21 protein-coding genes are annotated in these 24,468 nt (G+C 35.1%); 7 read left to right on the forward strand and 14 right to left on the reverse strand.

Going from position 1 to position 24,468, the window contains the following annotated elements:
• Positions 1 to 110: 110 nt before the first annotated feature.
• The 7 genes from V5J73_RS02835 to V5J73_RS02865 form a co-directional block, all read right to left on the reverse strand.
• Positions 111 to 2,708 (reverse strand): TonB-dependent receptor, encoded by a 2,598-nt coding sequence (locus tag V5J73_RS02835; RefSeq protein ID WP_338647463.1) that lies wholly within the window; start codon positions 2,706 to 2,708, stop codon positions 111 to 113.
• 222 nt (positions 2,709 to 2,930) lie between these two features.
• Positions 2,931 to 3,344 carry an RrF2 family transcriptional regulator gene (locus V5J73_RS02840; RefSeq protein ID WP_338647464.1) on the reverse strand — a complete coding sequence of 138 codons (414 nt, stop codon included), beginning with the start codon at positions 3,342 to 3,344 and terminating at the stop codon, positions 2,931 to 2,933.
• Positions 3,345 to 3,447: 103 nt separating this feature from the next.
• Positions 3,448 to 4,260 (reverse strand): TPM domain-containing protein, encoded by an 813-nt coding sequence (locus tag V5J73_RS02845; RefSeq protein ID WP_338647466.1) that lies wholly within the window; start codon positions 4,258 to 4,260, stop codon positions 3,448 to 3,450.
• Positions 4,260 to 4,697: a TPM domain-containing protein gene (locus V5J73_RS02850; RefSeq protein ID WP_338647468.1), complete on the reverse strand. Its 438-nt coding sequence runs from the start codon at positions 4,695 to 4,697 to the stop codon at positions 4,260 to 4,262. Before V5J73_RS02850 ends, V5J73_RS02845 begins: the two co-directional genes overlap by 1 nt.
• A gap of 11 nt (positions 4,698 to 4,708) precedes the next feature.
• Positions 4,709 to 5,296, reverse strand: a complete 588-nt coding sequence (locus V5J73_RS02855; RefSeq protein ID WP_338647470.1) for a LemA family protein — start codon at positions 5,294 to 5,296, stop codon at positions 4,709 to 4,711.
• Positions 5,297 to 5,367: 71 nt separating this feature from the next.
• Positions 5,368 to 5,700 (reverse strand): MerR family transcriptional regulator, encoded by a 333-nt coding sequence (locus V5J73_RS02860; RefSeq protein WP_091165014.1) that lies wholly within the window; start codon positions 5,698 to 5,700, stop codon positions 5,368 to 5,370.
• Between the two features lie 86 nt (positions 5,701 to 5,786).
• Positions 5,787 to 6,764, reverse strand: coding sequence for a M23 family metallopeptidase (locus tag V5J73_RS02865; protein WP_338647471.1), 978 nt, complete (start codon positions 6,762 to 6,764; stop codon positions 5,787 to 5,789).
• Between the two features lie 366 nt (positions 6,765 to 7,130).
• Here V5J73_RS02865 and alaS point away from each other — a divergent pair, with 366 nt between their 5' ends.
• From alaS to V5J73_RS02885, 4 genes are all read left to right on the forward strand, one after another.
• Positions 7,131 to 9,767: an alanine--tRNA ligase gene (gene alaS / locus V5J73_RS02870; RefSeq protein ID WP_338647473.1), complete on the forward strand. Its 2,637-nt coding sequence runs from the start codon at positions 7,131 to 7,133 to the stop codon at positions 9,765 to 9,767.
• Between the two features lie 238 nt (positions 9,768 to 10,005).
• On the forward strand, positions 10,006 to 10,785 hold the full coding sequence (locus V5J73_RS02875; protein ID WP_338647474.1) for a hypothetical protein: 780 nt from the start codon (positions 10,006 to 10,008) through the stop codon (positions 10,783 to 10,785).
• A 147-nt stretch (positions 10,786 to 10,932) separates the two neighbouring features.
• Positions 10,933 to 11,883, forward strand: coding sequence for a GSCFA domain-containing protein (locus V5J73_RS02880; protein WP_338647476.1), 951 nt, complete (start codon positions 10,933 to 10,935; stop codon positions 11,881 to 11,883).
• A 2-nt stretch (positions 11,884 to 11,885) separates the two neighbouring features.
• Positions 11,886 to 12,506: a DUF4230 domain-containing protein gene (locus tag V5J73_RS02885; RefSeq protein WP_338647478.1), complete on the forward strand. Its 621-nt coding sequence runs from the start codon at positions 11,886 to 11,888 to the stop codon at positions 12,504 to 12,506.
• Between the two features lie 73 nt (positions 12,507 to 12,579).
• Here the strand turns inward: V5J73_RS02885 and V5J73_RS02890 are convergent, their stop codons facing one another.
• From V5J73_RS02890 to V5J73_RS02920, 7 genes are all read right to left on the reverse strand, one after another.
• A complete protein-coding gene (locus tag V5J73_RS02890; protein WP_338647480.1) occupies positions 12,580 to 14,337 on the reverse strand; it encodes an aromatic amino acid hydroxylase in 1,758 nt (585 codons plus the stop codon).
• Positions 14,338 to 14,663: 326 nt separating this feature from the next.
• Positions 14,664 to 15,008, reverse strand: coding sequence for a hypothetical protein (locus V5J73_RS02895; RefSeq protein WP_338647482.1), 345 nt, complete (start codon positions 15,006 to 15,008; stop codon positions 14,664 to 14,666).
• A gap of 244 nt (positions 15,009 to 15,252) precedes the next feature.
• The gene (locus tag V5J73_RS02900) at positions 15,253 to 16,386 is read right to left on the reverse strand and encodes an esterase-like activity of phytase family protein (protein WP_338647484.1); all 1,134 of its coding nucleotides are present in this window, start codon (positions 16,384 to 16,386) and stop codon (positions 15,253 to 15,255) included.
• A 62-nt stretch (positions 16,387 to 16,448) separates the two neighbouring features.
• Positions 16,449 to 16,850, reverse strand: a complete 402-nt coding sequence (locus V5J73_RS02905; protein ID WP_338647485.1) for a group III truncated hemoglobin — start codon at positions 16,848 to 16,850, stop codon at positions 16,449 to 16,451.
• A gap of 60 nt (positions 16,851 to 16,910) precedes the next feature.
• Positions 16,911 to 17,447, reverse strand: coding sequence for a DUF4136 domain-containing protein (locus V5J73_RS02910; RefSeq protein WP_338647487.1), 537 nt, complete (start codon positions 17,445 to 17,447; stop codon positions 16,911 to 16,913).
• Positions 17,448 to 17,496: 49 nt separating this feature from the next.
• On the reverse strand, positions 17,497 to 19,479 hold the full coding sequence (locus V5J73_RS02915) for a urocanate hydratase (RefSeq protein WP_338647488.1): 1,983 nt from the start codon (positions 19,477 to 19,479) through the stop codon (positions 17,497 to 17,499).
• A 175-nt stretch (positions 19,480 to 19,654) separates the two neighbouring features.
• Complete coding sequence (locus V5J73_RS02920; RefSeq protein ID WP_158634650.1) at positions 19,655 to 19,831, reverse strand: DUF5522 domain-containing protein; 177 nt, start codon at positions 19,829 to 19,831, stop codon at positions 19,655 to 19,657.
• Between the two features lie 915 nt (positions 19,832 to 20,746).
• On the opposite strand from V5J73_RS02920, the gene V5J73_RS02925 reads away from it, so the two are divergent.
• The 3 genes from V5J73_RS02925 to V5J73_RS02935 all read left to right on the forward strand — a co-directional run bounded on the left by V5J73_RS02925 (position 20,747) and on the right by V5J73_RS02935 (position 24,467).
• A complete protein-coding gene (locus V5J73_RS02925; RefSeq protein WP_338647491.1) occupies positions 20,747 to 22,582 on the forward strand; it encodes a T9SS type A sorting domain-containing protein in 1,836 nt (611 codons plus the stop codon).
• A gap of 87 nt (positions 22,583 to 22,669) precedes the next feature.
• On the forward strand, positions 22,670 to 23,566 hold the full coding sequence (locus tag V5J73_RS02930; protein ID WP_338647492.1) for a 1-aminocyclopropane-1-carboxylate deaminase/D-cysteine desulfhydrase: 897 nt from the start codon (positions 22,670 to 22,672) through the stop codon (positions 23,564 to 23,566).
• Entirely contained in the window at positions 23,559 to 24,467 is a 909-nt protein-coding gene (locus V5J73_RS02935) for a glucosaminidase domain-containing protein (RefSeq protein ID WP_338647495.1), read from the forward strand. The genes V5J73_RS02930 and V5J73_RS02935 overlap by 8 nt, the downstream gene beginning before the upstream one ends.
• Position 24,468 lies beyond the last annotated feature (1 nt).

Below are 24,468 nucleotides of genomic sequence, written 5' to 3' on the forward strand. Positions count from 1 at the left end.
ATTCTAAAGCAGTTAATTATTTGTTGATTTAATTCTTTACACATAAAAAAATGCAGCACTGCTAACTCATGTGATAGCGGTGCTGTACTATAAAAGGATGAAATTATTGTTTATAGTGAATACCTCAAGGTGATTCCATAAGTTCTTTGGTCGCCTAAAACACCAGCATAATGCCCAGAATTTCCGCCAGCCGGTAATAATTGTTCAAAGTAATCTTTGTTCAATAAGTTACGACCCCAAAAGTTTACAGATAATCCTTCGGTTGCTCTAAATCCGAAACGACCGTTAAAGATAGCATATCCTTGCACCACCAAGAATTTTGAAGCCGATGGACTTGATGAAAATTCAGAACGAGCATAAGAGTCAATCGCTATAAAGAATTTACCTAGGTTGCTAAAAAATTTAGCGGATTTGGTATATTCTCCACCTAAACTTCCGGCCCATTTTGAAACACCAGGCAAAGTACTTCCAGACACATCTTTGAAAGATACAGGAGAGCCCGTTTCTTCAAGCGGTAGCGGAGCATTGGTAAATTTAACATATTTTCCATCGGTGAAGCTCAATGCCCCGTTGAAAGAAAAATGTTCATTGATTACAAAACTGGCATCAACTTCGACACCTCTTACACGTACTTTGTCTGCATTGGCTAGGTAACCACGATTTACCCCTAATTCAGCTGCTTGTACATTGGTTTGGAAATCTTTGATATCCGTATTGTACAAAGTCAAGTTTAAAATAGCTCTTTTGAACGGAGAGGTTTTTATTCCAATTTCATAATGATTTACATCTTCGGGTCTAATGACAGCAAGATCAGCTAAAGTTTGTCCTGCAGCAGGAGTAGGCAAACCGGCTACGTTTACACCCACTGGTTTGTAACTTTTAGCGTAAGTAGCGTAGCCATTAATTTTATCAGTTGCTTTATAATTCACCGTAATATTTCCTGAAAAGTCAAACTTATCTTTGTTTGCAGAGAAGGTTTGGTTGGTGTATACTGCTCTTTTTATTGCCAATAATTGTGGATCATTGGTTTGTAAACCACCATACGTTTGACGGTCGTAGTTCGATTCTTTTTTGTCATAATTGTATCGTAATCCCGGTAGAATATGCAATCTATCGGTAACTTGCCAATCTAATTGTCCAAATAAAGCCGCACTTACAGCATGAATATCAGCAATGGTACGTATTCCGTAGCCTTCAAGCAATCCTGGTTCAGCCCATCTAGCAAGCGGTACAGGTGTTGAAACTCCATTATTATTATAGTTTACTGACGATTGAGAAAAACGCCATTGTGCATTTCCGGATTCTTCAGTCCCCCTAATTTTAACCATTTGATCGATAAAAAAGGCACCAACTACTCCGCTTAATTTAGAAGATACTTGTCCTGCATAACGAATTTCTTGTGTCAACTGCGTATGTCTGGCTGGATTTTGTGATTTAGCCAAAACTTGTAGTCCTGTAAAATCCCTATCGTTTGAAGGATCCCAGTTCCAAAAACGCCATGCGGTAGTTGAGGTTAAGGTTCCTTTACCAATTTTAGTATCTACGTTAAGCGATGCTCCACCTAAATCTTGTCCCGAACGCCATGGTGTATCGTGATCAATTTTACGGTCAAAAGCATTTCTGCTCGGGAGTTGGTAATTCAAATCAGCAATGATGGCGTCAAATTGGCGGTAAGCAGCCCTTTGCGTTGGCGCTACACCAGCAATTACTTGCGCATATCCATCAGGACGTTGTGTAGTGATATCAGCTGCGAATAAAATGTTTGTATTTTCAGAAGCATTGTACAATAATTGGCCTCTAATTCCTTGATTGTTTAAGGTATTTGTAGGTCTTCCAGTAGCTACGTTATCAATTAAACCGTCTCTTTGTGTTCCTGAAAATGAGATTCGACCAGCTAGTTTTTTACTTAACGCACCAGTTATAGATGTTTTAGCTTGAAGGAAACCGTAATTTCCGTAGCTTACTTCAAAATCAGCACCAGATGTAAAACTTGGTTTTCTGGTGGTAATGTTAAAAGCACCTGAGGTTGTATTTTTACCAAAAAGCGATCCTTGCGGTCCACGCAATACTTCAATGCGGTCAATATCGACAAAGTCTAAAGTGGTGGCTGCTGGGCGCGAATAATATACTCCGTCAACATAAAAACCAACACCAGGATCAATCCCGTCATTAGTGAGTCCGTAAGGCGAACCGAGTCCTCTAATGTTAATACCCGTATTTCTCGGATTGGAGGAATACAATTGTACTGAAGGAATCAATTCTTTCACTCGATTTACGTTGAAAGCACCTGCTTGTTCCGCTTGTTTTCCAGTCACGACAGATACAGCAATTGGGATATCTTGCGCTTTTTCTATTCTTCTACGAGAGGTAACCACGACTTCAGAGAGTACTTTTTCTTCCCCGTATGAAATGATAATCTCCAGCGGTTTTACGTTGGTAGGCAATTCGGTAATTTTAATTTCTTTGGTATTATAGCCCGCATATTGTACAATAAGCGTGAAGGGAAGGGACTTTGCTTCGATACTGAAAGTTCCATCAGCTAGCGTTGTAGTTGTGTTTGTAGTTCCTTTGAGTACAATATTAACTCCTACAATTGGGGTATCTTGTTGGTCTTTTACTTTTCCTTCAAGTAGTACTTGTGCAAAAGAAGTGGAGAAAACTAAAAATAATAATAAAGTACTGCTTGTTTTTAGATAAATATTTTTCATTGTATTATGTATATGGAATTAGTCGAGTTTAAAAATATTTTTTTTATTTCTGACACATACACATCAAACAAGAAATTGGATTAGGTTTTGATTTTTTGAAAACGTCTAAGGATTTTTTTAATTGCATCTTTTTCATCATGTTTTAAATAGAGGTTAGTTTTACTAATTTGATGCAAATGTATATAAATTCTATAAAATTAGTAGAGTTTAAAAATATTTTTTTTATCGATGTATTAACGAAGCAATAGTGATGCCTTGCATTGCTTTGAGCGTTTCCTCACGAATTACTATCAAACCGTGACGTAAAGTACAAGTGGCCTCGTCTTTACAATCAGAGCAACGTTCATAAAAATTTAAGGAAGCGCAGGGAAGTAAAGCAATTGCACCGTCAAAAAGGCGATGAATATCTGCTAGTGTGATTTCATTTTTAGATTTTAAAAGGTAATAACCTCCTAATTTTCCTTGCTTGCTGCCTACAAAATGGCCTCGTTTGAGATCCAACAGAATTTGTTCCAAAAACTTTTTCGGAATTGATGCAGCATCTGCAATTTCAAGAGTTCTAGACACGTGTGTATCCTCTTGTTGTGCTAAATACAAAAGGGCTTTTAAAGCGTATTTGGCTTTTTGTGAAAGCATGAAAATTGTTTTTATAAGAACACTCTTATTTCAGTAGCGCCCAAAGTAAGAGTGTTATAGTTGTATGTGATAATGTTATTGAAAAATTTTGTACGATATTGTTTTACCAACCTCCGCTAGATCCACCACCAGAGAAACCTCCGCCGCCAAATCCACCGCCGAAACCGCCTCCACCAAATCCACCACCAGAGGAACCTCCGCCAAAACCACCTCCGCCACTATTTCTTCCAAGACTGCTTAGAATAATGACATCTAGTAGACTTGGACCTATACCGCCGCCTCTATTACCAGAATTTCCACCACCGCCTTTGTTTCTTGAAATCAATACAAGTATTATGATGACAATAACGATTAAGGGTAAAATAGGAAACCCTTTATCTTTGGTTTTTTTAACACGTTCACCTTTGTATTTTCCTTTGAAAACATCAATAAGAGCATCTGTTCCTTTGTCTAAACCGTTGTAATAACTTCCGGCTTTAAATTCTGGAATAATAATATTTCGGATTATTTCTCCACCAATTCCAGCGGTTAGTCGATCTTCTAATCCATAACCGGGATTGATTGCTATTTTTTTTTCGGCTTTAGCCAATAAAATGATAACACCATTGTCGTCTTTCTCAGTCCCACCAATTCCCCATGTTTGACCCCATTTAGTTGCTAATTGACTAACATCTTCGTTCTGAAGACTTTCAATCGTTATAACTACAATTTGAGTAGTGGTAGAATCAGAGTATTTAATCAGTTTTTCTTCTAATTGTGCTTTTTCTGTTGCGCTTAAAACATTAGCATAATCATATACAGAAGTTTGTAAAGTTGGTTTTTCAGGAATGGTAAATTGAGCAAAGCCAATCTGTGTGACAAACAAACAAACAAATAATTTTAGGAAAAATAAGGTATTCTCTTTTTGTAATCGCATTATCCTCTAGATATTTCGTTAGATAATTCATTTGTATCGCCTTCTTGCCAAGGGAAATAGTGCTGTAATTGTTCGCCTGCTCTAGCAATTCCATCGATAAGACCTTTTTTGAAATCTCCTTTTTTGAACTCAGTCACCATAATATCTCGGGTGCAATTCCAAAAATCATTTGGAACAACATCATTAATACCTTTGTCTCCGCAAATAACAAAATGTCTGTCTTTTACCGCTAAGTAAATCAAAACACCATTTTGAAGGTCAGTTTCATCCATTTTTAGTTCATGAAAAACTTCCATGGCGCGATCATAAGCATCTATGGAAGTTGTTTTTTCTATATGAACTCTAATCTCGCCAGAAGTGTTTTTTTCAGCCATACGAATAGCTTCAACAATTTCTTGTTCTTCTTCTTTGGTTAAAAAATCTTCTACTTTTGACATTATTTTTTAGATTAGAATTTTACTTCAACAGGTTTGTCTGCACCTTCAACTGCATTGAAGTACGCTTTCTCTTTGAATCCAAACATTCCAGCAAATAAGCTATTTGGGAACGTTTTAATATGAGAGTTATATGGTTTTACCGCTTCGTTGAAACGTGTTCTCGCTGTTAGAATTTGATTCTCAGTACTGGCCAATTCGTCTTGTAATTTCAAGAAGTTTTGGTTGGCTTTCAATTCTGGATACGCTTCAACAGTTACTAATAATCGAGACAATGAACTGCTCACCCCACTTTGTGCTTTGTTGAATTCCGCTAATTGTTCCGGAGTAATATTTGCTGGATCAATTTTTACAGAAGTAGCTTTAGAACGTGCTTCAATAACTGCTGTCAAAGTACTTTTTTCAAAATCAGCGGCACCTTTCACGGTGTTTACTAAATTCCCAATAAGGTCATTTCTTCTTTGATACGCGGTTTGCACATCACCCCAAGATTGTTCTACATTTTGGTTTAACGTTACTGCTGTATTGTTAATTCCTTTAACCCAGCTGTAAATTACAAAAATTACAACCGCTCCGATAATCCAAGGCAAAAATCTTCTCATGTTTACTTAATTTAATGTTTATTATTTAATTGTTTAAAATTTTTAATTAGGAAGTAGTCGTGTCGTGCTAACTACAATTCGTTTTTTATGTTTGTTAATTGTGTGCGTATCGTTTCTAATTTTCGAATAATTTCAAACTTATCTAGTGTTTTCTTTTGTCCTTCTTTTAAATGGGTTTTGGCACCTTCCAGCGTAAAACCTCTTTCTTTGACTAAATGATAGATCAATTGTAAATTAGTGATGTCCTCTGGAGTAAACATTCGATTGCCTTTCGCATTCTTTTTTGGTTTCAGAATATCAAATTCATTGTCCCAAAAACGAATCAGCGATGCATTCACGTCAAATGCTTTGGCCACTTCGCCAATGCTGTAATATCTTTTATCTTTAGATAATTCAATATGCATATCTGTTTTTTATTTTTTGTCCAGTTGAATTGTCACTGAATACTATTTTTTATTCTTTATCTGAACCCAACCCTGAATACTATTTTTTAATCCAGCGATTGATTCTCCTGATTTGCCAGTTGTGCAATGGCAACATATTCCACTGCCGATATATTTCCGTAATAAAAATTAAGCGGATTTACCACTTTTTTATCCTTATGAACTTCATAATGCAAATGCGGAGCTTCTGATCTTCCCGTGCTTCCCACATAACCAATAATATCACCTCGTTTTACCCGTTGTCCCGCTCTGGTGTTGTATTTGCTCAAATGCGCGTATAATGTTTCATATCCAAATCCATGCCGAATAACAATATGGTTTCCATACCCAGAGGCTGTATTGTCTGCTTTTGCAACTACTCCGTCACCAGTAGCATAAATAGGTGTTCCAGTTTTTGCAGTAAAATCCATCCCTTCATGCATTTTCCTTGCTTTCGTAAAAGGATCAGTTCGGTATCCAAAACCAGAGGCCATTTGTTTTAATTTTTCATTCTGTACTGGCTGAATGGCAGGAATGGCTGACAAAAAATCGCTTTTGGCTTCTGCCAATTTCAAAATAACGTCCAATGATTTGGATTGAATGGCTAATTCCTTACTCAAAACATCAATTCTTTTAGTAGTATTAATCACCAACTGCGAATTGTTATAACCTGCTAATAATTGATACCTATTTTTTCCCTGAAATCCCGCTTTCCGAATAGAATCAGGAATCGCTGATTTGTTAAAATACACACGATATAAATTGTTGTCTCGATTTTCAATCGCTTCAATAACACCATTTATCTGATCCATTTTCTTGTTCAGCAGCGCATAATTCAATCTCAAATTTTCAATTTCACGGGCTTGCAAACGATCTTTTGGTGTTTCAAAATAAGGAGTATTCAATAAAACGATAAAACTCAAAAAACCAAACAACGCCGATGCCAATAAAAACAAGATAATAACACCAAATTTTCTTCTTTTTCGTGTTTTTATTTTTCTATAGGCTAGATTTTCGGAATCGTAATAATATTTTACTTTCGACATATTTTAAAATACCCTATTTTTGCACACTGTAAAAGGTTAGACGAACAAATTTAAGAAATGTTTCATTTGTTACATCCTTTTTTCAGGAATAAATAAAATAATGTGCCTATTCCAGCTATTCGTTACAAGTTCTCGTCTTGAAATCTTTTTTCTATGAGCCAGCAGGAGCTTCCTTTGGTCGCTCTGCCATCTCAAGAAAAAATAAATTTCAAAACTGCGAAGCTTTTCACTGCAAACACCAAGTGTTCAGTGAACTCCGCTGAAAATAAGAGCGTGTGAGATAATCTGGGGCAAAAAATGAATAGTAAAAGATGTAGTTTCAGGGATAATTAACTTTAAACCTTAAACTTTAAACTAAAATTAATAATGAAATCACAAGACGTACGTAAACAATTTCTGGAATTTTTCGCATCAAAAGGACACTTAATCGTTCCTTCAGCTCCCATTGTTCTTAAGGATGATCCAACCTTGATGTTTAACAACTCAGGAATGGCCCAGTTCAAAGAATATTTTCTAGGGAACGGAACGCCAAAAAACAACAGAATAGCCGATACGCAAAAATGTCTTCGTGTTTCAGGAAAACATAACGATTTAGAGGATGTAGGTTTTGATACCTACCACCACACCATGTTTGAAATGTTGGGGAACTGGTCATTTGGTGATTATTTCAAGAAAGAAGCCATCAACTGGGCTTGGGAACTTTTGACTGAAGTCTATAAAATTCCAAAAGAAAACCTATACGTTTCCGTGTTTGAAGGAAATCCAGCTGAAAATGTACCTTTTGATCAAGAAGCATGGGATATTTGGAAGGAATTAATTGACGAAGACCGCATCATTCTTGGAAACAAGAAAGACAATTTTTGGGAAATGGGCGATCAAGGACCTTGTGGACCTTGTTCAGAAATTCATGTTGACATTCGTTCTTCCGAAGAGAAAGCTTTAGTTTCAGGAAAAAGTTTGGTGAACAATGACCATCCGCAAGTAGTGGAAATTTGGAACAATGTATTCATGGAATTCAACCGTAAAGCAGATGGTTCTCTGGAAAAATTACCTGCAAAACACGTTGATACCGGAATGGGATTTGAACGTTTGTGTATGGCATTGCAAGGAAAAACTTCCAATTATGACACTGATGTTTTTACACCGCTTATTGAAAAAGTAAAGCAAATTACAGGACTAAAATATTCTTCAAACGAAGTTCTAAATATTAGTGAAGAGCAAAATAAAACCAACATCGCTATTCGTGTTGTAGTTGATCACGTTCGTGCCGTAGCTTTTGCTATTGCTGACGGACAATTGCCATCAAACACGGGCGCTGGTTATGTGATTCGTAGAATTTTGCGTCGTGCAATTCGTTACGGATTTACATTCTTGAATACCAAAGAACCTTTCATCAATCAATTGGTGGCAGTTTTAGCCAATCAAATGGGAGAATTTTTCCCGGAAATCAAATCGCAACAACAATTGGTTACGAACGTGATTCGTGAAGAAGAAGCTTCTTTTTTGAGAACATTAGACCAAGGATTGCAATTATTAGAAAATGTAGTTGCCGAAACCAAAGGTTCAACGGTTTCAGGAACTAAAGCATTTGAATTGTATGATACTTTCGGATTTCCAATTGACTTAACAGCATTAATTCTGAGAGAAAAAGGATTCGAATTGGATGAAGCTGGTTTTAACGCAGCTATGCAAGAGCAAAAAGCGCGTTCCCGTGCTGCATCAGAAGTTTCTACCGAAGACTGGTCAGTGTTGATTCCCGGAAATGTAGAAACATTTGTAGGCTACGATCAATCAGAAAGTGACGTAAAAATCACTCGAATCCGTAAAGTGGACAGTAAAAAAGATGGTGTTTTATACCAAATTGTTTTAGATAACACGCCTTTTTATCCAGAAGGTGGAGGACAAGTAGGTGATAAAGGAACGTTGGTTTCTGCAAATGAAACGATTGAAATTATCGACACTAAAAAAGAAAATAACCTGATTTTGCATTTTGCAAAACAATTACCAGAGAATGTTAATGCTGGTTTTGTGGCTAAGGTGAATCAGGATTTGAGAAGTTTATCTTCCAGAAATCACTCGGCTACGCACTTGATGCATCAAGCCTTGAGAAGTATTCTTGGAACTCACGTAGAACAAAAAGGTTCGTTAGTAAATCCAAACTATTTGCGTTTTGACTTTTCACATTTCGCTAAAATGACGGAGGCTGAATTGCAACAAGTAGAGGATTTTGTAAACGCAAGAATTCAAGAACAATTACCGCTTATAGAAAGAAGAAACATTCCTTTTGCGCAAGCAGTTCAAGAAGGAGCCATAGCACTTTTTGGAGAGAAATATGGCGATGAGGTTCGCGCAATTAAATTTGGCGAAAGCATGGAATTATGCGGTGGAATTCACGTGAAAAACACAGCTGAAATCTGGCATTTCAAAATCGTTTCTGAAGGAGCGGTTGCTGCAGGAATTCGTCGTATCGAAGCGATTACAAGTGATGCAGTAAAAGCCCATTTTGCTTCGTATGAAAATACATTGAATGAAGTTAAAACAGCCTTGAAAAATCCTCAGGATATTCTGAAAGCCGTTCATTCGATGCAAGAAGAAAACACCAAATTAGCTAAGCAAATAGAAGCTTTGGTAAAAGACAAAGTCAAAAATTTGAAAGCGAGTTTAATTGCTGAAATACAGGGAATAAACGGTGTTCAATTCTTAGCTAAACAAGTCGATTTGAACCCGGAAGGAGCAAAAGATTTGGCGTATGAATTAGGGAATTTAGGGAATAACTTATTTTTAGTTTTGGCTACAGCCGACGAAGAAAAACCAATGCTAACCTGTTATGTTTCTAAAGAATTAGTTGCGGATAAAAATCTAAATGCCGGACAAGTAGTGCGTGAATTAGGTAAATTTATCCAAGGTGGCGGTGGTGGACAGCCCTTTTTTGCTACTGCAGGAGGGAAAAATGTTGCTGGAATTCCTCAAGCTTTAGAAAAAGCAATTGAGTATGTGAAGTAAGATTTGTTTATTTTTTATCATAGAAACCCTTTTAGGACATAAGTTCTAAAAGGGTTTTATTTTTTGCGGAACGTACTATTTATCGGTTCTTTACAAGTGTTAGAGAAGGTTTGGAAATAGTAGTTTAACCGAATTATTGGGATTGTAACGATGAATATTGTAGCTTTTAGTTTATTTATCTAGGTTTGAGAACTCAATGCTAGTGTGTTGTTAAAAAAGAATCGCTTTATTTACTATAATGAAAAAAACAAAAAACATATTTTGGTTATTATCGGTTTTTGTGTTGACACTTTATTCGTGTTCAAATGATAATGACGACAGTATGAAATTGCTAAAGAAGGTTGTTGAGACTTCAGAAAGTGGTATAGCAGAAACAACTTTGTTTGCTTATAATGGAAATAAACTAATTAGTATTGATGGTGTCAAGAAACGTTCGGATTTTACCTATACGGATGGTTTAATAACCAAAATGACACTGTTAAATAAAACAAATCAGCTTCTGGAGACTATTAATTATAGTTATCTTGAAGGAAAATTAGTTGAGGTTATATCTTTGGGTAATTATAGAATTAAGTATATTCATAATTCAGATAAAACAGTTTCTTATGAAAAATTTTCGATTGCTTCTGGGAACCCAGAAATAAAAGAATCTAATGGAACATTGTATTTTCAAAATGAAAACTTCATCAAAGACGAAAGAATTTTAGATAATACTGCATCAGGAACTTTGATAAAATATAGTGTAAGTTTTGATTATGACACAAAGTATAATCCGTTATATAATATTTTGGGCTACAAAAAACTGTTAGATTATAATGAAGAAATCTCTGCAAATAATAGTTTAATAAGTACTGTCATTACAAGTGTTTCTAAAGACGACCAAATAACATCATCAGCTAATTTTTATACTAATTCTTTTAAATACGATATAGATAATTATCCAATAGAACGGGTTTCAGAAAATAATGGTGCAACTAATGGAAATGGAGGCTATTTGAAAACAGAATACTTCTATTAATAAAAATATTTATTTTATAACAATCCTTTCAGAGTTTTAAACTCTGAAAGGGTTTTTTGATTTTAGATTTTTTTATGCCAATGAAAAAAGAGTGAAACACCATTTAATTCACTAAAATTATTCAAATTTGTAGTAAATAAAATAGCAATGCAATTCAGAACCCAAATTCCCATTTCTAAAAGTAATCATCCTTTAGATTACAATTCAAAGATTGTCTCTTTAGGTTCTTGTTTTGCTGAAAATATGGGAGATAAATTCCAGTATTTTAAATTTCAAAGCACCATAAATCCTTTCGGGATAATTTTTAATCCAGTTTCTATTGAGAAAATTATCCATAAAGCCATAAATGCAGCATTATTCACCGAAAAAGACATTTTTTTTCACAATGAACGCTGGCATTGTTTTGACGTGCATTCTGATTTGAGTAATCCAAATAAGGAAGATTTATTAGCATCTTTAAATGCACTAATCAAATCAACTAACCAGCAACTAGCCCAATCAACGCATATCATCATAACGTATGGCACTTCATGGATTTATAGAAATATAGAAAGCTATTCTATTGTCGCCAATTGCCATAAAGTGCCACAAAAACAGTTCAAGAAAGAATTGCTTTCTGTTGAAGAAATAGAAAAAAGTATAGCAAATACGCTGAAATTAATTCATGCTGTAAATCCTAATTGCACTATTATTTTCACGGTTTCTCCAGTACGTCACATCAAGGATGGTTTTGTCGAAAATCAGGTAAGTAAATCCAATATAATTAGTGCACTTCATAAGACTTTTGACTTTCAACTTTCGAATATAAATTACTTTCCTTCTTACGAAATCATGATGGATGAACTTCGGGATTACCGTTTTTATGCCGAGGATATGTTGCATCCCAATCAAGTAGCAATCGATTATATTTGGAAGCGTTTTAAGGAAACTACTATTTCTGAAACTGCTTTTGCGACGATGGATGAAGTTGAGAATATCCAAAAAAGCCTTTCGCACAAACCTTTTAACCCCAATTCTGAAAGTCATTTGAAGTTTCAGACTAAAGTTAGAGAAAATATCATTAAATTGGAGAATCAATATTCATTCATGAAATTTTAATTATGCTTAAAAGAATACTCATTGGAATAGGAGTTATTGTTGGAATATTTTTATTGTTCAAATATTGCGATTTCAAGAAAAACGAGGATCAAGATATCACCTACAATACTAATCTTATTCAGCAACAAATCCTCAACGTAGGGAAATTAGTAGTAACCGAAGGGCATTTCTCAGAGGTGATAACCTATAAAAATCAGCAAAAATACTTGTTGGATATGCTTTCTTTCGAGAAAAAAGCGTTGGTTGTTGTCAATGCTGATGTGACTGTAGCGTATGATTTGCACCTCATGAAATACGATATTGATTCGATAAACAAAACAATCACAATTGTAAGTATTCCAAAAGAGGAAATTAAAATTAGTCCAGATATTCAGTTTTATGATGTCGAACAAAGTAAATTAAATCCGTTTACCGGAGATGATTATAATAAAATAAACAAATCGGTAAAAGCGAATTTGGCCAAGAAAATTGAGAAATCATCTTTGAAAACCAATGCACAAAATCGACTAATAAGTGAATTGTCTAAACTGTTAATTACTACCAGTCAGTTGGGTTGGACTCTAAAATACGATGGAAAAGTGATTGAAACCGAGAAGGATTTTGGGAAGCAAATCAAATTGTAATTTAAAAATTTAACCGCAGATTCACCGATTTTTAATAATTCTAAAAGTCGGTGAATCTGCGGTTGATTTTTATCTAAGCTTTCTCTCTGTCAAAAATCAAGTCTAAACCACCAGCAATCAAATGTGCTACTTCAGGTCTTTTGTTTTTTAATTGATCCAGATAAACCATTATTTCTTGCAACAATTGTGGTTCGATTCTATCGTTCAAAAGTTCAACAATTTCAACGGCTAGCAACCAATCGTTTGGGTGGTTGTTTTGTAGTTTTTCAAAAATTGGAGCCAAAGAGGTTTGCATATCCTTTGTTTCTCTTATGTTTCGAACCGTTTGGTATAAAATTTCTAAATCATCGCGCTCCGCTGAATGTTTTGCTTTAATCGTTTTGCTGGACGGTAGGTGCGAAATCAGGTTAAAACTATTCACATCAGCAGGGCCTGAAAAAGCTGAAGTCACTTTCTTACCCACTGCCATATCGTAAACACCCCATTCAGGCTGGAACAAAACGGTTTCGCCGTGCGTCACAGTACAGTTTTTAAAACGAATCAAGGTAATTTCTCCTTGCAAGTTTCGGGAGCCGGTAATGATTTCACCTTCAACAGTGATTCCACCTTCAAACTCTAGTTTTACGGTTTTTGATTCTAAAATGTCGTAGGCATTCAAGTCTTTTGGACTCATGTCCTCAATAGCTAAGTTGATGCCTTCTAGTTTTCCTATTGGACTTCCAAAGCCTTCTGGGTGTGTCAAAGTTCCATGCCCTACAAGTTCTTTTTCTCTGTAAGCCAAAGCTGTTTTACCTGTAGTTTGTATGTAAATAGGTTTGCCCTCATGTGCAATTACAGAGCTGAAAACACCTGAAATTTGTATACCGGTACTCAATTCAATGGTTCCTAAAGCATTCGATTCGATTAGTTTTTCAATCCCAGATAAACCGCCAGTTCGAAGTGCCATTTTATTGGCAAATTCTTCTAAAACCAAATTCAGATAGGCAAATGTTGGCGTAACATACAATTGTGGTTGCAGTTTAGTAATGTCAAAACTTTGGTTGGCTGCTGATATATCATACGGTATTTTCTTCACTTCCGGTGTCATACAATGTGCACTTTCACCAATAGAAGACAGTAAGCCAGCACCGTAAATTTTTGGATTTTCTATGGTTCCAATCAGTCCATATTCTACAGTCCACCAGTGTAGGTTTCGTATCTGTGCCATTTCGGATAATTCACCCATATTATTCTGTAAGTCTTCCACAGCTTTTTCAGCAGCATCAATCGTAGCTTGTGGCGTATCTTCGGCCTCTTTCACAATCGAAAGAAGTCGAATCGCTTCGTACATTTCGTAGTCTTTGTGTGAAGAAATCGCTTTGCAACCGATCTCTCCAAAACGACGCAAGTATTCCGCATATTCTGGATTGGCAATAATGGGCGCATGACCAGCACCTTCGTGAATAATATCCGGTGCAGGCGTGTATTCTATATGTTCGAGCTGACGAATGTCTGATGCAATTACAAGCACATTATAGGCTTGAAATTCCATAAACGCATTGGGTGGTATAAATCCATCCACGGCAACTGCTGCCCAACCTATTTCGGTTAAAATCCTATTCATACCGTACATACTGGGAATCTTGTCAATCTCGATTCCTGTTTTCTTCAAACCTTCCAAGTACGAACTATGCGCCACTTTTGATAAATATGCTACATTTTTGCGCATCACATAACGCCAAACCGCTTGATTAATGGGCGTATAATCGTTATAATCCTGAGGTTTAATGAATTGTTTTAAGTGCTTTGGCAATCGGTCTAATAACGGATTGCTTTCTATAGTTGAGTTCATATCGAAAACGTTGTAGTTCTACTGCAAAAGTACGAATTTCAGGAGCGATTTCCCGCTTTTCATTGCAAGTTTTTGCAAACCCGTTTATTTTTCTAATGTTCCCGCAGGAGCTTCCTCCGATCGCTCTGCGGCAACAAGAAAAACCAAAACGGCTTTTGCAAAAAGCTTTTCATTGCAATCGGGGCTAGGGGAGTTGATGTGTAATTTGAGGTTAGGTTTGATTTAAGATAATTTCAGTGGCATCTTGTCATTGCGAGGAACGAAGCAATCTCACCAATAAATTCCACAAAGAAACTCCGCTCAGTTCGTCAGACTCTCGTTTAGGTTTATAAAAATTTTAAAGCTGTAAGTGCAACAGTAGAAATTACTATTACAATCCAATAATTTTTAGATGGTTTGTATTTTTGTATAAATTCTGTATTATTTAACGTGACTATGATAGCTATAAAAACAATTACAATTACTCCTAAAATAAATTTTGAAATCAAATCTAATTCAGTAGGATTGAGTTGGTTTAATCTATAAGAATTAATTATCAATGTTATTGTAAACATAATCCAAGTTATAACACTCATAACCCAGCCTGTCAATAGGTTTTTGATTAAAAGTATTGCTGATGAAATGGCAATAAGTGATACAATCACTAAAGTTAAATTTTTTCTGAGAGCCATTAGAACAATGCTCTGATTGTCCACTAATGGGTTTTTCCATAAAAAGTATAATATTCATTATATGTTATGTAAACAAAAAATAATATAACAAATCCAGAACAAATCTGAATTCCTGATAGAATAAGTTCAAATATTCTCCAACTATTTTTCATTGTATTTTTTACTTTAAAAGTCTTGTATTATATATAGTTGTGGGCACATAATGCAACTCTGCGCGAACTGTTATGAATATCTGAGCAATCGACTACTTCACCAACTCAAACACCAATACCTGCGTTTTTTGTTTATCCGAGAAATTATTATCAGATACAAAAATCAAGGAGGAATTACCATTGGCTAATTTTGGTCCAAAAGTGAGTCCTTCAATATTATCAATAAAAATACCCAAATCATCCATGTTTAGAATCAGTTTTTTAGAAGCTAATTCGTATTTTTGGTTTAGTAAGGAAGGGTGATTTTTAACATTAGTTGCTTTTTTTAAATCACATAAAAATACTTTTACTGTGCAGGCTTGCGTACCGGTTGAGTAGGAGCGTTCCACTACTAATAACTGATTTTTACCATAATACTGAATTGCTGAAATACCATTCACTGCAAAACTTCCTTTTGGATTGGGTTCAAGAGCAATGGGTTCTAATTTATAGCCGAATTGAGCGGTATTCTTTTTAGTTTTCGCATCAAATTGATAGATTCGGATTAAACCTCCTTTTCTTGTATTGGCTTGGTCACCATCTTCAAATAAAGGTTCTTCAATGTTGGTGTAAATGTTTTTATACTTTTTGTCAAAAGTGATTCCTTCTAGAGTTCCATTATTTCTTGGCCCTTTTTCTTGTTGCTGCATTTTTAAATTTTCTGGTAATGTGACATTGCTTAGAAAATCACCTTTTAAATCCATGAAATTCAAGGAAGGATCTTGTAAAACTTCTTTTTCGGCAGTTATCACTCGCGCACCTTCGCTACTCCAAACCAAAGTATTCGTTTTTGCATTGAATCGAATATCTTCTGGATCTGATGAAGTGGTTGGTGTGGTGTTCCAATTTCCATACGTTGTTCCAGTTCCATTTTTCAAAGTGCTAACACTTTGGAAATCGATACTTTCTAATTTATTTTCGAACAAACGAATTTTTGCAGTATAAAATCTGGAATCGTTAAACACCGATCGATCATCACAAATCAGGTAATACAAATCGTTTTTTACATCATAATCTATTCCAGACAATCCGCCCACTTTTGTATTCTGAAACGTTTCATCAAATGGAATTTCAATCGAACTGATTAGTTTTAAACTGGGAGTTGGTTTGTTTTCAACGGTTTGTTTTAAATTGGAACAAGAAAGAAGAAAAGCTGGTAAAACGACAAGAAAAAATAATTTACGCATAAAAGAATGTGTTGCTGTTTGTAAAAAGGAACTGATTTTGGATTAAAAAACCACTTTAAAACCTACGAATTGTTCGTTTGGTTTTTTTCAAGATTGCGGAAATAATCAATTTTGTAATTGAACATTTCTGCCATGTTTTTAGCGCGGTATTTCGCTTCATCGGCTAATGGCCCTGCAAATAAACTATCGGTAGTTTGTGTGAAAATTTCCATCCATCGGTCAAAATGTTCTTTGGCAACTGGTAATTGTTTGTGAGGCGGAAAGGGACTTCCGGAATACGAATGTACTTCGAGTAAGATAGTTTGCCAAAAGCGATACATTTTTTCTAGATGTTCCGGCCAGCGGTTGCCTATTTTTTCGTTGAATATGGGGCCAATGAATTCGTCTTTTTGAACTTTAGAATAAAAAGTATCAACTAGTAATTTGATATCTTCGAATGTAGTAATGTCTATTTGTGGTGTCATGATTGGGTATAAAAAAAGCCTACACAAAGGTAGGCTTTTCTGTTTAAATGTAAGGATGTACTATTTTGCTTTCGGCGGAAATTGCTCTAAAATTTTAGCCACAAATTCATTAATTTGTTTTTCTTTTTCTTTGCGATTTTCTGTCAAATACCCAACACCCTCGCCTTGCCAAACCAATTCTTTTTTCTTGGCATCAATTAAATCGATATACAATGTTCCCTCTGTGGATGAGGAAACATAACTGCTGCGTCCTCCCCATAAATAAGGATTCCATCCCCATCCCCATCCGTAACCCCAACCTGCGTTGTATTGGTTTACGTCAATTCGTTCTCTTTCTTTGGTTAGTATGTTGATTAGCAAGTCTGGATTTTCACTTTTGGTCATTCCTTTATTACTTAATTCACGATCTATGGCATTGAGTATTCTTTTCTTATCTAATTCTGAAATTTCAACTTTATCAATTCCTTTTTTGTGAAAAGCATAGGTTTTATATTGGCTAAAATCTACTTTATTATCAAAATCAGAATAGACTCTTACGGAACTGCAAGAGGCAACTACGAGCAGTAGGAGTACGGGAAGGAGTTTAATTGCTTTCATGACTTAATTATTTGATTACTATGAGTTTACTAAAGATACGTTCGAAATTTTAAAAATTCAACAAATTGTCGGCAACTATATTAGGGATGGTTACTTTTAATAAAGGTTGCGTCTCCATCGCTCTTTTTATAGCAAATACGGCTCCGTCATTTCTAGCCCAACTTCTTCGGGAAATCCCATTGTTGACATCCCAGAAAAGCATTGATGCTAAACGCTTTGAAGCTTCTTTAGATCCATCAAGAACCATACCAAAACCACCGTTAATTACCTCGCCCCAACCCACGCCACCACCATTGTGAATAGACACCCAAGTAGCGCCTCGAAAGCTGTCTCCAATGACGTTTTGAATGGCCATATCTGCTGTAAAACGGGAGCCGTCATTGATATTTGATGTTTCTCTGTAAGGGGAATCGGTACCGGAAACATCATGATGATCGCGACCTAAAACGACCGTTCCTATTTCGCCATTGGCAATAGCCTTATTAAACGCTTCGGCAATTTTCACGCGACCTTCAGCATCAGCATAAAGGATGCGGGCTTGTGAACCTACAACTAATTTGTTTTCCTGAGCTCCTTTGATCCAGTGAATGTTATCCTGCATTTGTTGTTGAATTTCTTCGGGAGCAGTTTTTGCCATTTCTTCTAGAACTTGGCAAGCAATTAAATCAGTTTTTGCTAAATCCTCTGGCTTTCCCGAAGCACAAACCCAACGGAATGGGCCAAACCCATAATCAAAACACATAGGTCCCATAATATCCTGTACATAGCTTGGATACCTGAAATCGATATGGTTTTCTGCCATAACATCAGCACCAGCGCGGGAAGCCTCTAATAAAAAAGCATTTCCGTAATCAAAGAAATAAGTTCCTTTGGTAGTATGTTTATTGATAGCAGTTGTGTGTCTGCGTAGGGTTTCCTGAACTTTTGTTTTAAATAAATCAGGATTATCAGCCATCATTTCATTAGCTTCTTCAAAAGAAATATCGGCAGGATAATAACCGCCCGCCCAAGGATTATGTAGAGAAGTCTGATCGGATCCTAAATCGATGTGGATGTTTTCTTCGTCAAATTTTTCCCAAACATCAACCACGTTTCCAAGATAGGCGATGGAAACAATTTCATTATTGGCCTGCGCCAAAGTTACTCTTTTTACTAATTCATCAACATTTTCAATGACTTCATTGATCCATCCCTGACTGTAACGAATGTGCGTTATTTTTGGGTTTACTTCGGCACAAACGGTGATACAACCAGCAATATTTCCGGCCTTTGGTTGTGCTCCAGACATTCCACCTAATCCGGAAGTAACAAATAAACCGCCTTTTGGACTGCGTTTTATTTTACGAAAACCATTTAAAACCGTAATTGTTGTTCCATGCACAATTCCTTGTGGACCAATGTACATGTAACTTCCTGCGGTCATTTGTCCGTATTGAGAAACGCCCAATGCATTCATTTTTTCCCAATCGTCCGGTTTAGAATAATTAGGAATTACCATTCCGTTTGTTACTACAACTCGTGGTGCTTCCTTATGTGAAGGAAATAATCCCATAGGGTGCCCGGAATACATGGTTAAGGTTTGCTCGTCGGTCATTTCCGATAAATATTGCATCGTCAATAAATACTGTGCCCAGTTTTGGAAAACGGCGCCATTGCCACCGTACGTAATCAGCTCATGCGGATGTTGTGCTACCGCATAATCCAAATTGTTCTGAATCATTAGCATAATCGCTTTCGCCTGTTCGCATTTTCCAGGATATTCAGTAATCGGTCGCGCATACATTTTATAATCCGGACGCAAACGGTACATATAAATACGACCGTAGGTTTCTAGTTCTTCCGAGAATTCTTTAATTAATTCGGCGTGATGTTGCGGTTCAAAATAACGTAAGGCATTGCGTAAAGCCAGTTTTTTTTCTGCTGTCGAAAGGATTTCTTTGCGCTTTGGTGCGTGATTGATATCTGTTTCGTAGGGTTTTGGTTTTGGTAAAACCGAAGGAATTCCTTGTTGGATTTGTTCTTGGAAAGTCATTCTTGATATTGTTTCGTTAATTTTTTTGTGTTGATTCTTGAAAGAAGCTTTTACTGCTTAAAAAATGTGACAACTAAGGATAACGAATATCCGACCTATGGTAGGATTTGTGAATTTTGATTCGGTATTTCTGGGAACAAAGATCCATTTTTGTTGATTTGTTTATTAGGACTGCTTACTTTTTATTGGTTCCTGTTTTTTTGTCAAAACCATACGGACAATGGCGACAACCACTTTTACAGCAATACCCTCGTTTTAAATGGTGTTTTTCAGTAAAACATTTGTATCCTTCCGGAGTGTAATAGAAATCTTCCCCTTCTATCAATTTATTTTCATTACTTTGGTCAATCATATTTGGGAATGTTCTATTGTAAAATTCATTTAGTTTTTATAATTCAGCAATGTCAACTCAAACGATTGAGATTTTCATTAAATAGAACCATTTTATCATTACAAATTTATAAATTTTATAGCGAATGTTTCTGATTGTTGCTAAATATTTAATTCCAAAAGGATATCGTGGTTTAACTGTATTTCCATTTGTTTTGGTTAAATATCGAGGCGATCTGAAAAATAGAATTTTTGTTAATCATGAAATGATTCATATTCGCCAACAAATAGAACTTTTAATTATCCCTTTTTTTATTTGGTATTTAGTAGAATATCTTTTTCGACTTATTCAATATAAAAACGCAAATCTCGCTTACAGAAATATAAGTTTTGAAAGAGAAGCGTATTCAAAAGAATCCAATTTAGAATACTTAACCAAAAGACCTTTTTTTAATTTCATTAATTTTTTGGAATTATAAAAGTAATTGCTACTATCCAAATCCTTTTTAGATCTAATTGCATTGGTCTTCTAATTTTGAAGACATTTTGTTATTCCTTGAATTCATTTTTAAAATAAACATACAGTATTAACCTACAGGTTTTTAGGCTGTTTTACAATTTTAAATTTTGTCTTTATTATTTGTTTTTAATTGTAAGAAATTATATATATAAAATTAAAAAAGATGTATTTAATCGATTATTTATACTTTTTATCGGCATTTATGCTAATTCCTATCTCCTTTTTTTTGTAACTTTAAATTAAAATAAATCAAAACAGGTTTTATTTGCTAAAATTAGGGGATATAAATCGGATTTTCGTCCTTTTTTGATGCTAAATAAAATTTATTTTTTACAATTAAACAGTTATTATTTTAGACATAATACCTCTGATAAAATACAATTTATTTCTTACAAATTAATAAAAAAATACGGGCTTATGGACTCAAAATTACTTAAACAAACATTACTTATTGTTACTGGATTATTATTGCAGAATAGTGTGAATGCCCAGATGTATGTAAGTCCTAATAGCTACGTTTTTGCAAATAATGAAGTGGTTTTTGTAAAACAACAACTGGAATTAAATGCAGCTAGTAGTAATTTCTATCTAAGAAAGGATGCTCAATTGGTTCAAGGTTCAACATCGGGAAGTACAAATAAAGGTCTTGGTAATTTGTCTGTTTTTCAAGAAGGTACTACAAATAATTTTCAATTTAATTATTGGTGTTCACCAGTTGGAGGCAGTAATGCTAGTGAGGGAAACTCTGCTTTTGGAATTACACAACTTAAAGATGTTGTTGATTTGACAACTAGTAATAATCCGACTGTTTTGGCAATGAATAATTTCAATGGTACCGCCAGTCCATTAGCAATAGCGCCTTATTGGGTTTTTAAGTTAACTGCTTCGTCGAGTTATTCAGATTGGATTCAGGTAGGAGGAAATTCTAATATAAACGCTGGTGAAGGTTTTACAATGAAGGGAACATCAGGTACTAACTTGACTACTGTAAACGGAGTTCAAAATAATCCCTTAGCACAACAAAGATATGATTTTAGGGGCAAGCCAAATGATGGGACTATTTCTATTCCTGTAGCCTTTGATCAATTTACATTGACAGGAAATCCGTATCCATCTGCAATTGATTTGTCTGCTTTTTTAATTGAACAAACAAATTGTACCGGAATTGCCTATTTCTGGGAGCAAGATAAAACAGTTAATTCTCATTTTATCGCCGATTATAAAGGTGGTTATGGCGCTTATTCTCCTGGTACTATTGGGAGTACAGGGGTTTACGTTCCAGCTACTTTTTACTCATACGATGGATCTGGAAATGAAGGGGCTGGTTCGGTTTCTGGAGGAGATTATGAAAGACGTTTTTCTCCTATTGGGCAAGGTTTCATGATTGATGGAAGCGCAAATGGAACAGTAGAAATGAAAAATAGTTATAGAGTTTTTGTTAAAGAAGCAGCTGTAAGTCATTCTCAATTTAATAAAACAGCTGGCGCAACTAAACCAAAATCCAATACCGAGTATTTGTCTAGAATTCCATCTGTTTCAGGTTTTGATTATACAAAAGTTAGTCTCGCACCAACACCACAAATACGATTTAATACTTTATTGAATAATCAAGGAGTCCGTCAACTTGTTTTAGCATTTATTCCCGGAGCGACTGATGGCGTTGATCGTGCGATGGATGCAATATCTTCTAGTGATGATAGTCCAGCTGATATTTATTTTGTGATAGACAATGAAGAGTACCTTATCAATGCAGTAAATTTTGATATTGATAAAAAAATTCCAATTGGTTTTAAAAATACAAATCAAGCTAATTTTAAGATTACTGTGAAAGGAGTCGAGAATTTTACAAGCGCAAATGCTGTTTATTTACACGATAAAACAACGGACTTGTACCATGACATCAAAAATGATTTCTATGAGTTAACATTGCCGGGAGGAGTAAACAATACGCAGTTTGAAATTACTTTTAAAACCAATACGACATTGGGAGTTGAAGAAGCATTGCGTAAAAATTTTGTAGTGTATCAGGATAATGTTGCTAAGAACTTAACGATTAGTAATCCATTAATGCTAGATCTTATTTCTTGTAATTTGTATGATGTAGCTGGTAAATTAATTTTCAATAAAAAAGATTTGGGAGTAAATTCGTCTTATACTTTCTCTACTTCGGGACTAAGTGACGGAGTTTATATTGTTAAAGTTGCAACTAAAGATAAGATAGAAGTTGGCCAGAAAATAATCATCCGAAGATAACAACTAATAGTAATTAAACGAAATGCAATCTCTAGAGGTTGCATTTTTAGTATATATAATTTTACCTTTGTACCAAAATCATTCAGCTTGAATCAACACCTAACATCTCCTTTTCTAAACTCTATTGGTGTAGCCATTAAAAGAGAAGATTTGATACATCCTTTTGTTTCAGGAAATAAATTCCGAAAGCTGAAATACAATTTGCTTCAGGCTAAAACAGAAAATAACGAAACGCTGTTGACTTTTGGTGGTGCTTTTTCAAATCATATTGCAGCAGTTGCTTTTGCAGGAAAGGAAAAAGGATTTAAAACTATCGGGATTATTCGTGGAGACGAACTAAGGGATAAAATTTCGGGAAATCCTACGTTGTCATTTGCTCAAAACTGCGGAATGCAACTGGAATTTATTTCAAGAGAAGAGTACCGATTAAAAAGTGAGGTTTCATTTTTAGAAAACTTAAAACAGCAATTTGGGGATTTTTATCTAATACCTGAAGGTGGAACAAATGCCTTAGCAATCAAGGGATGTCAGGAAATTCTAACTCCGGAAGATGCTGAATTTGATTATATTTGTTGTGCGATAGGAACTGGCGGAACTATTTCAGGAATTATAAATAGTGTTTTACCGCACCAAAAAGTTTTAGGATTTCCTGCTTTAAAAGGAGACTTTTTAAAAGAGGAAATTCGTAGTTTTGTACACAAGGACAATTGGGAATTAATAACAGACTATCATTTTGGCGGATACGGAAAAGTAAATGAAGCCTTAGTACAGTTTATTAATGCGTTTTATGCTGAAAACCAGATTCCTCTAGATCCTATTTATACTGGAAAGATGGTTTTTGGCGTTATAGATTTAATTCAAAAAAACTATTTTCCTGCTGAATCAAAAATTTTACTAATTCATACCGGTGGAATTCAAGGAATTCAAGGAATGAATTTAAAATTAAGAAACAAACAATTACCAACAATCGATATTAATGTTTAAAAAAATTATACTACTTTTTACCCTAATTACTTTGATAGGTTGTAATACCACAAAACCTGTTATTGTAACAAAGAAACCTCCTTTGAAATCCAAACCGGAGTTGGTACGCACAATAAAAAAGACAACCGTTTCAAGTTCTAATACAGCAAAACCAACTGCATCAAAACCTATAAAAAAGGAATCAAATAATAGAGAAACAGAAGTAATTGTGTCTACTTCAAAAACAGTAGTCACTAACGATGTTATTGTGTCTTATATTTCTAAATTTAAGGAAATTGCGATGGGGAACATGAAGAATTATGGGATTCCAGCAAGTATTATTTTGGCTCAGGGAATTTTAGAATCGGGTGCAGGAAGAGGAGATTTAGCGATAAGTGCCAATAATCATTTTGGAATAAAATGTCATGTAGGATGGACAGGAGATAGCGTTAAACATGACGATGATTCTGATCAGGAATGCTTTAGAAAATATGACAATCCTTCAGAATCCTTCAAGGATCATGCTTTGTTTTTGACAGGAAGAAGCAGGTATTCTAAACTATTTGAATTCTCAAAGGGCGATTATAAAGCTTGGGCAAAAGGGCTAAGAGCTGCAGGTTATGCTACAGATCCAAAATATCCGGATAAGTTGATTTCGTATATTGAGCGCTATAATTTACATCAATATGACAATCAAGTTTTAGATGTTAATTATGTGTCTAATGAAAAACAAATGGTTGAGGAATTAACAATAGAGACCAGAAATACAATCAATCAAGACTTATTTTCATACGTTGTTCAAAAAGGAGATACGCTGTATTCTATTTCAAAAAAATTCGATTTAAAGGTTGATGATTTAAAACAAAAAAATAATCTTTCTGATAATACACTTTCTATTGGACAGAGATTGATGGTAAAATAAT

It is taken from the genome of Flavobacterium sp. KS-LB2, from assembly GCF_036895565.1.
Classification (GTDB): Bacteria; Bacteroidota; Bacteroidia; order Flavobacteriales; family Flavobacteriaceae; genus Flavobacterium.

What these genes read in the sequence shown, in the direction of transcription:
- V5J73_RS02845 (WP_338647466.1), bottom strand. Translation starts at nt 4,260, where the DNA reads ATGCGATTACAAAAAGAGAATACCTTATTTTTCCTAAAATTATTTGTT.
- V5J73_RS02885 (WP_338647478.1), top strand. Translation starts at nt 11,886, where the DNA reads ATGCTTAAAAGAATACTCATTGGAATAGGAGTTATTGTTGGAATATTT.
- V5J73_RS02905 (WP_338647485.1), bottom strand. Translation starts at nt 16,850, where the DNA reads ATGACACCACAAATAGACATTACTACATTCGAAGATATCAAATTACTA.
- V5J73_RS02915 (WP_338647488.1), bottom strand. Translation starts at nt 19,479, where the DNA reads ATGACTTTCCAAGAACAAATCCAACAAGGAATTCCTTCGGTTTTACCA.
- alaS (WP_338647473.1), top strand. Translation starts at nt 7,131, where the DNA reads ATGAAATCACAAGACGTACGTAAACAATTTCTGGAATTTTTCGCATCA.
- V5J73_RS02910 (WP_338647487.1), bottom strand. Translation starts at nt 17,447, where the DNA reads ATGAAAGCAATTAAACTCCTTCCCGTACTCCTACTGCTCGTAGTTGCC.
- V5J73_RS02935 (WP_338647495.1), top strand. Translation starts at nt 23,559, where the DNA reads ATGTTTAAAAAAATTATACTACTTTTTACCCTAATTACTTTGATAGGT.
- V5J73_RS02835 (WP_338647463.1), bottom strand. Translation starts at nt 2,708, where the DNA reads ATGAAAAATATTTATCTAAAAACAAGCAGTACTTTATTATTATTTTTA.
- V5J73_RS02895 (WP_338647482.1), bottom strand. Translation starts at nt 15,008, where the DNA reads ATGGCTCTCAGAAAAAATTTAACTTTAGTGATTGTATCACTTATTGCC.
- V5J73_RS02880 (WP_338647476.1), top strand. Translation starts at nt 10,933, where the DNA reads ATGCAATTCAGAACCCAAATTCCCATTTCTAAAAGTAATCATCCTTTA.
- V5J73_RS02925 (WP_338647491.1), top strand. Translation starts at nt 20,747, where the DNA reads ATGGACTCAAAATTACTTAAACAAACATTACTTATTGTTACTGGATTA.
- V5J73_RS02850 (WP_338647468.1), bottom strand. Translation starts at nt 4,697, where the DNA reads ATGTCAAAAGTAGAAGATTTTTTAACCAAAGAAGAAGAACAAGAAATT.
- V5J73_RS02855 (WP_338647470.1), bottom strand. Translation starts at nt 5,296, where the DNA reads ATGAGAAGATTTTTGCCTTGGATTATCGGAGCGGTTGTAATTTTTGTA.
- V5J73_RS02920 (WP_158634650.1), bottom strand. Translation starts at nt 19,831, where the DNA reads ATGATTGACCAAAGTAATGAAAATAAATTGATAGAAGGGGAAGATTTC.
- V5J73_RS02875 (WP_338647474.1), top strand. Translation starts at nt 10,006, where the DNA reads ATGAAAAAAACAAAAAACATATTTTGGTTATTATCGGTTTTTGTGTTG.
- V5J73_RS02865 (WP_338647471.1), bottom strand. Translation starts at nt 6,764, where the DNA reads ATGTCGAAAGTAAAATATTATTACGATTCCGAAAATCTAGCCTATAGA.
- V5J73_RS02840 (WP_338647464.1), bottom strand. Translation starts at nt 3,344, where the DNA reads ATGCTTTCACAAAAAGCCAAATACGCTTTAAAAGCCCTTTTGTATTTA.
- V5J73_RS02890 (WP_338647480.1), bottom strand. Translation starts at nt 14,337, where the DNA reads ATGAACTCAACTATAGAAAGCAATCCGTTATTAGACCGATTGCCAAAG.
- V5J73_RS02900 (WP_338647484.1), bottom strand. Translation starts at nt 16,386, where the DNA reads ATGCGTAAATTATTTTTTCTTGTCGTTTTACCAGCTTTTCTTCTTTCT.
- V5J73_RS02860 (WP_091165014.1), bottom strand. Translation starts at nt 5,700, where the DNA reads ATGCATATTGAATTATCTAAAGATAAAAGATATTACAGCATTGGCGAA.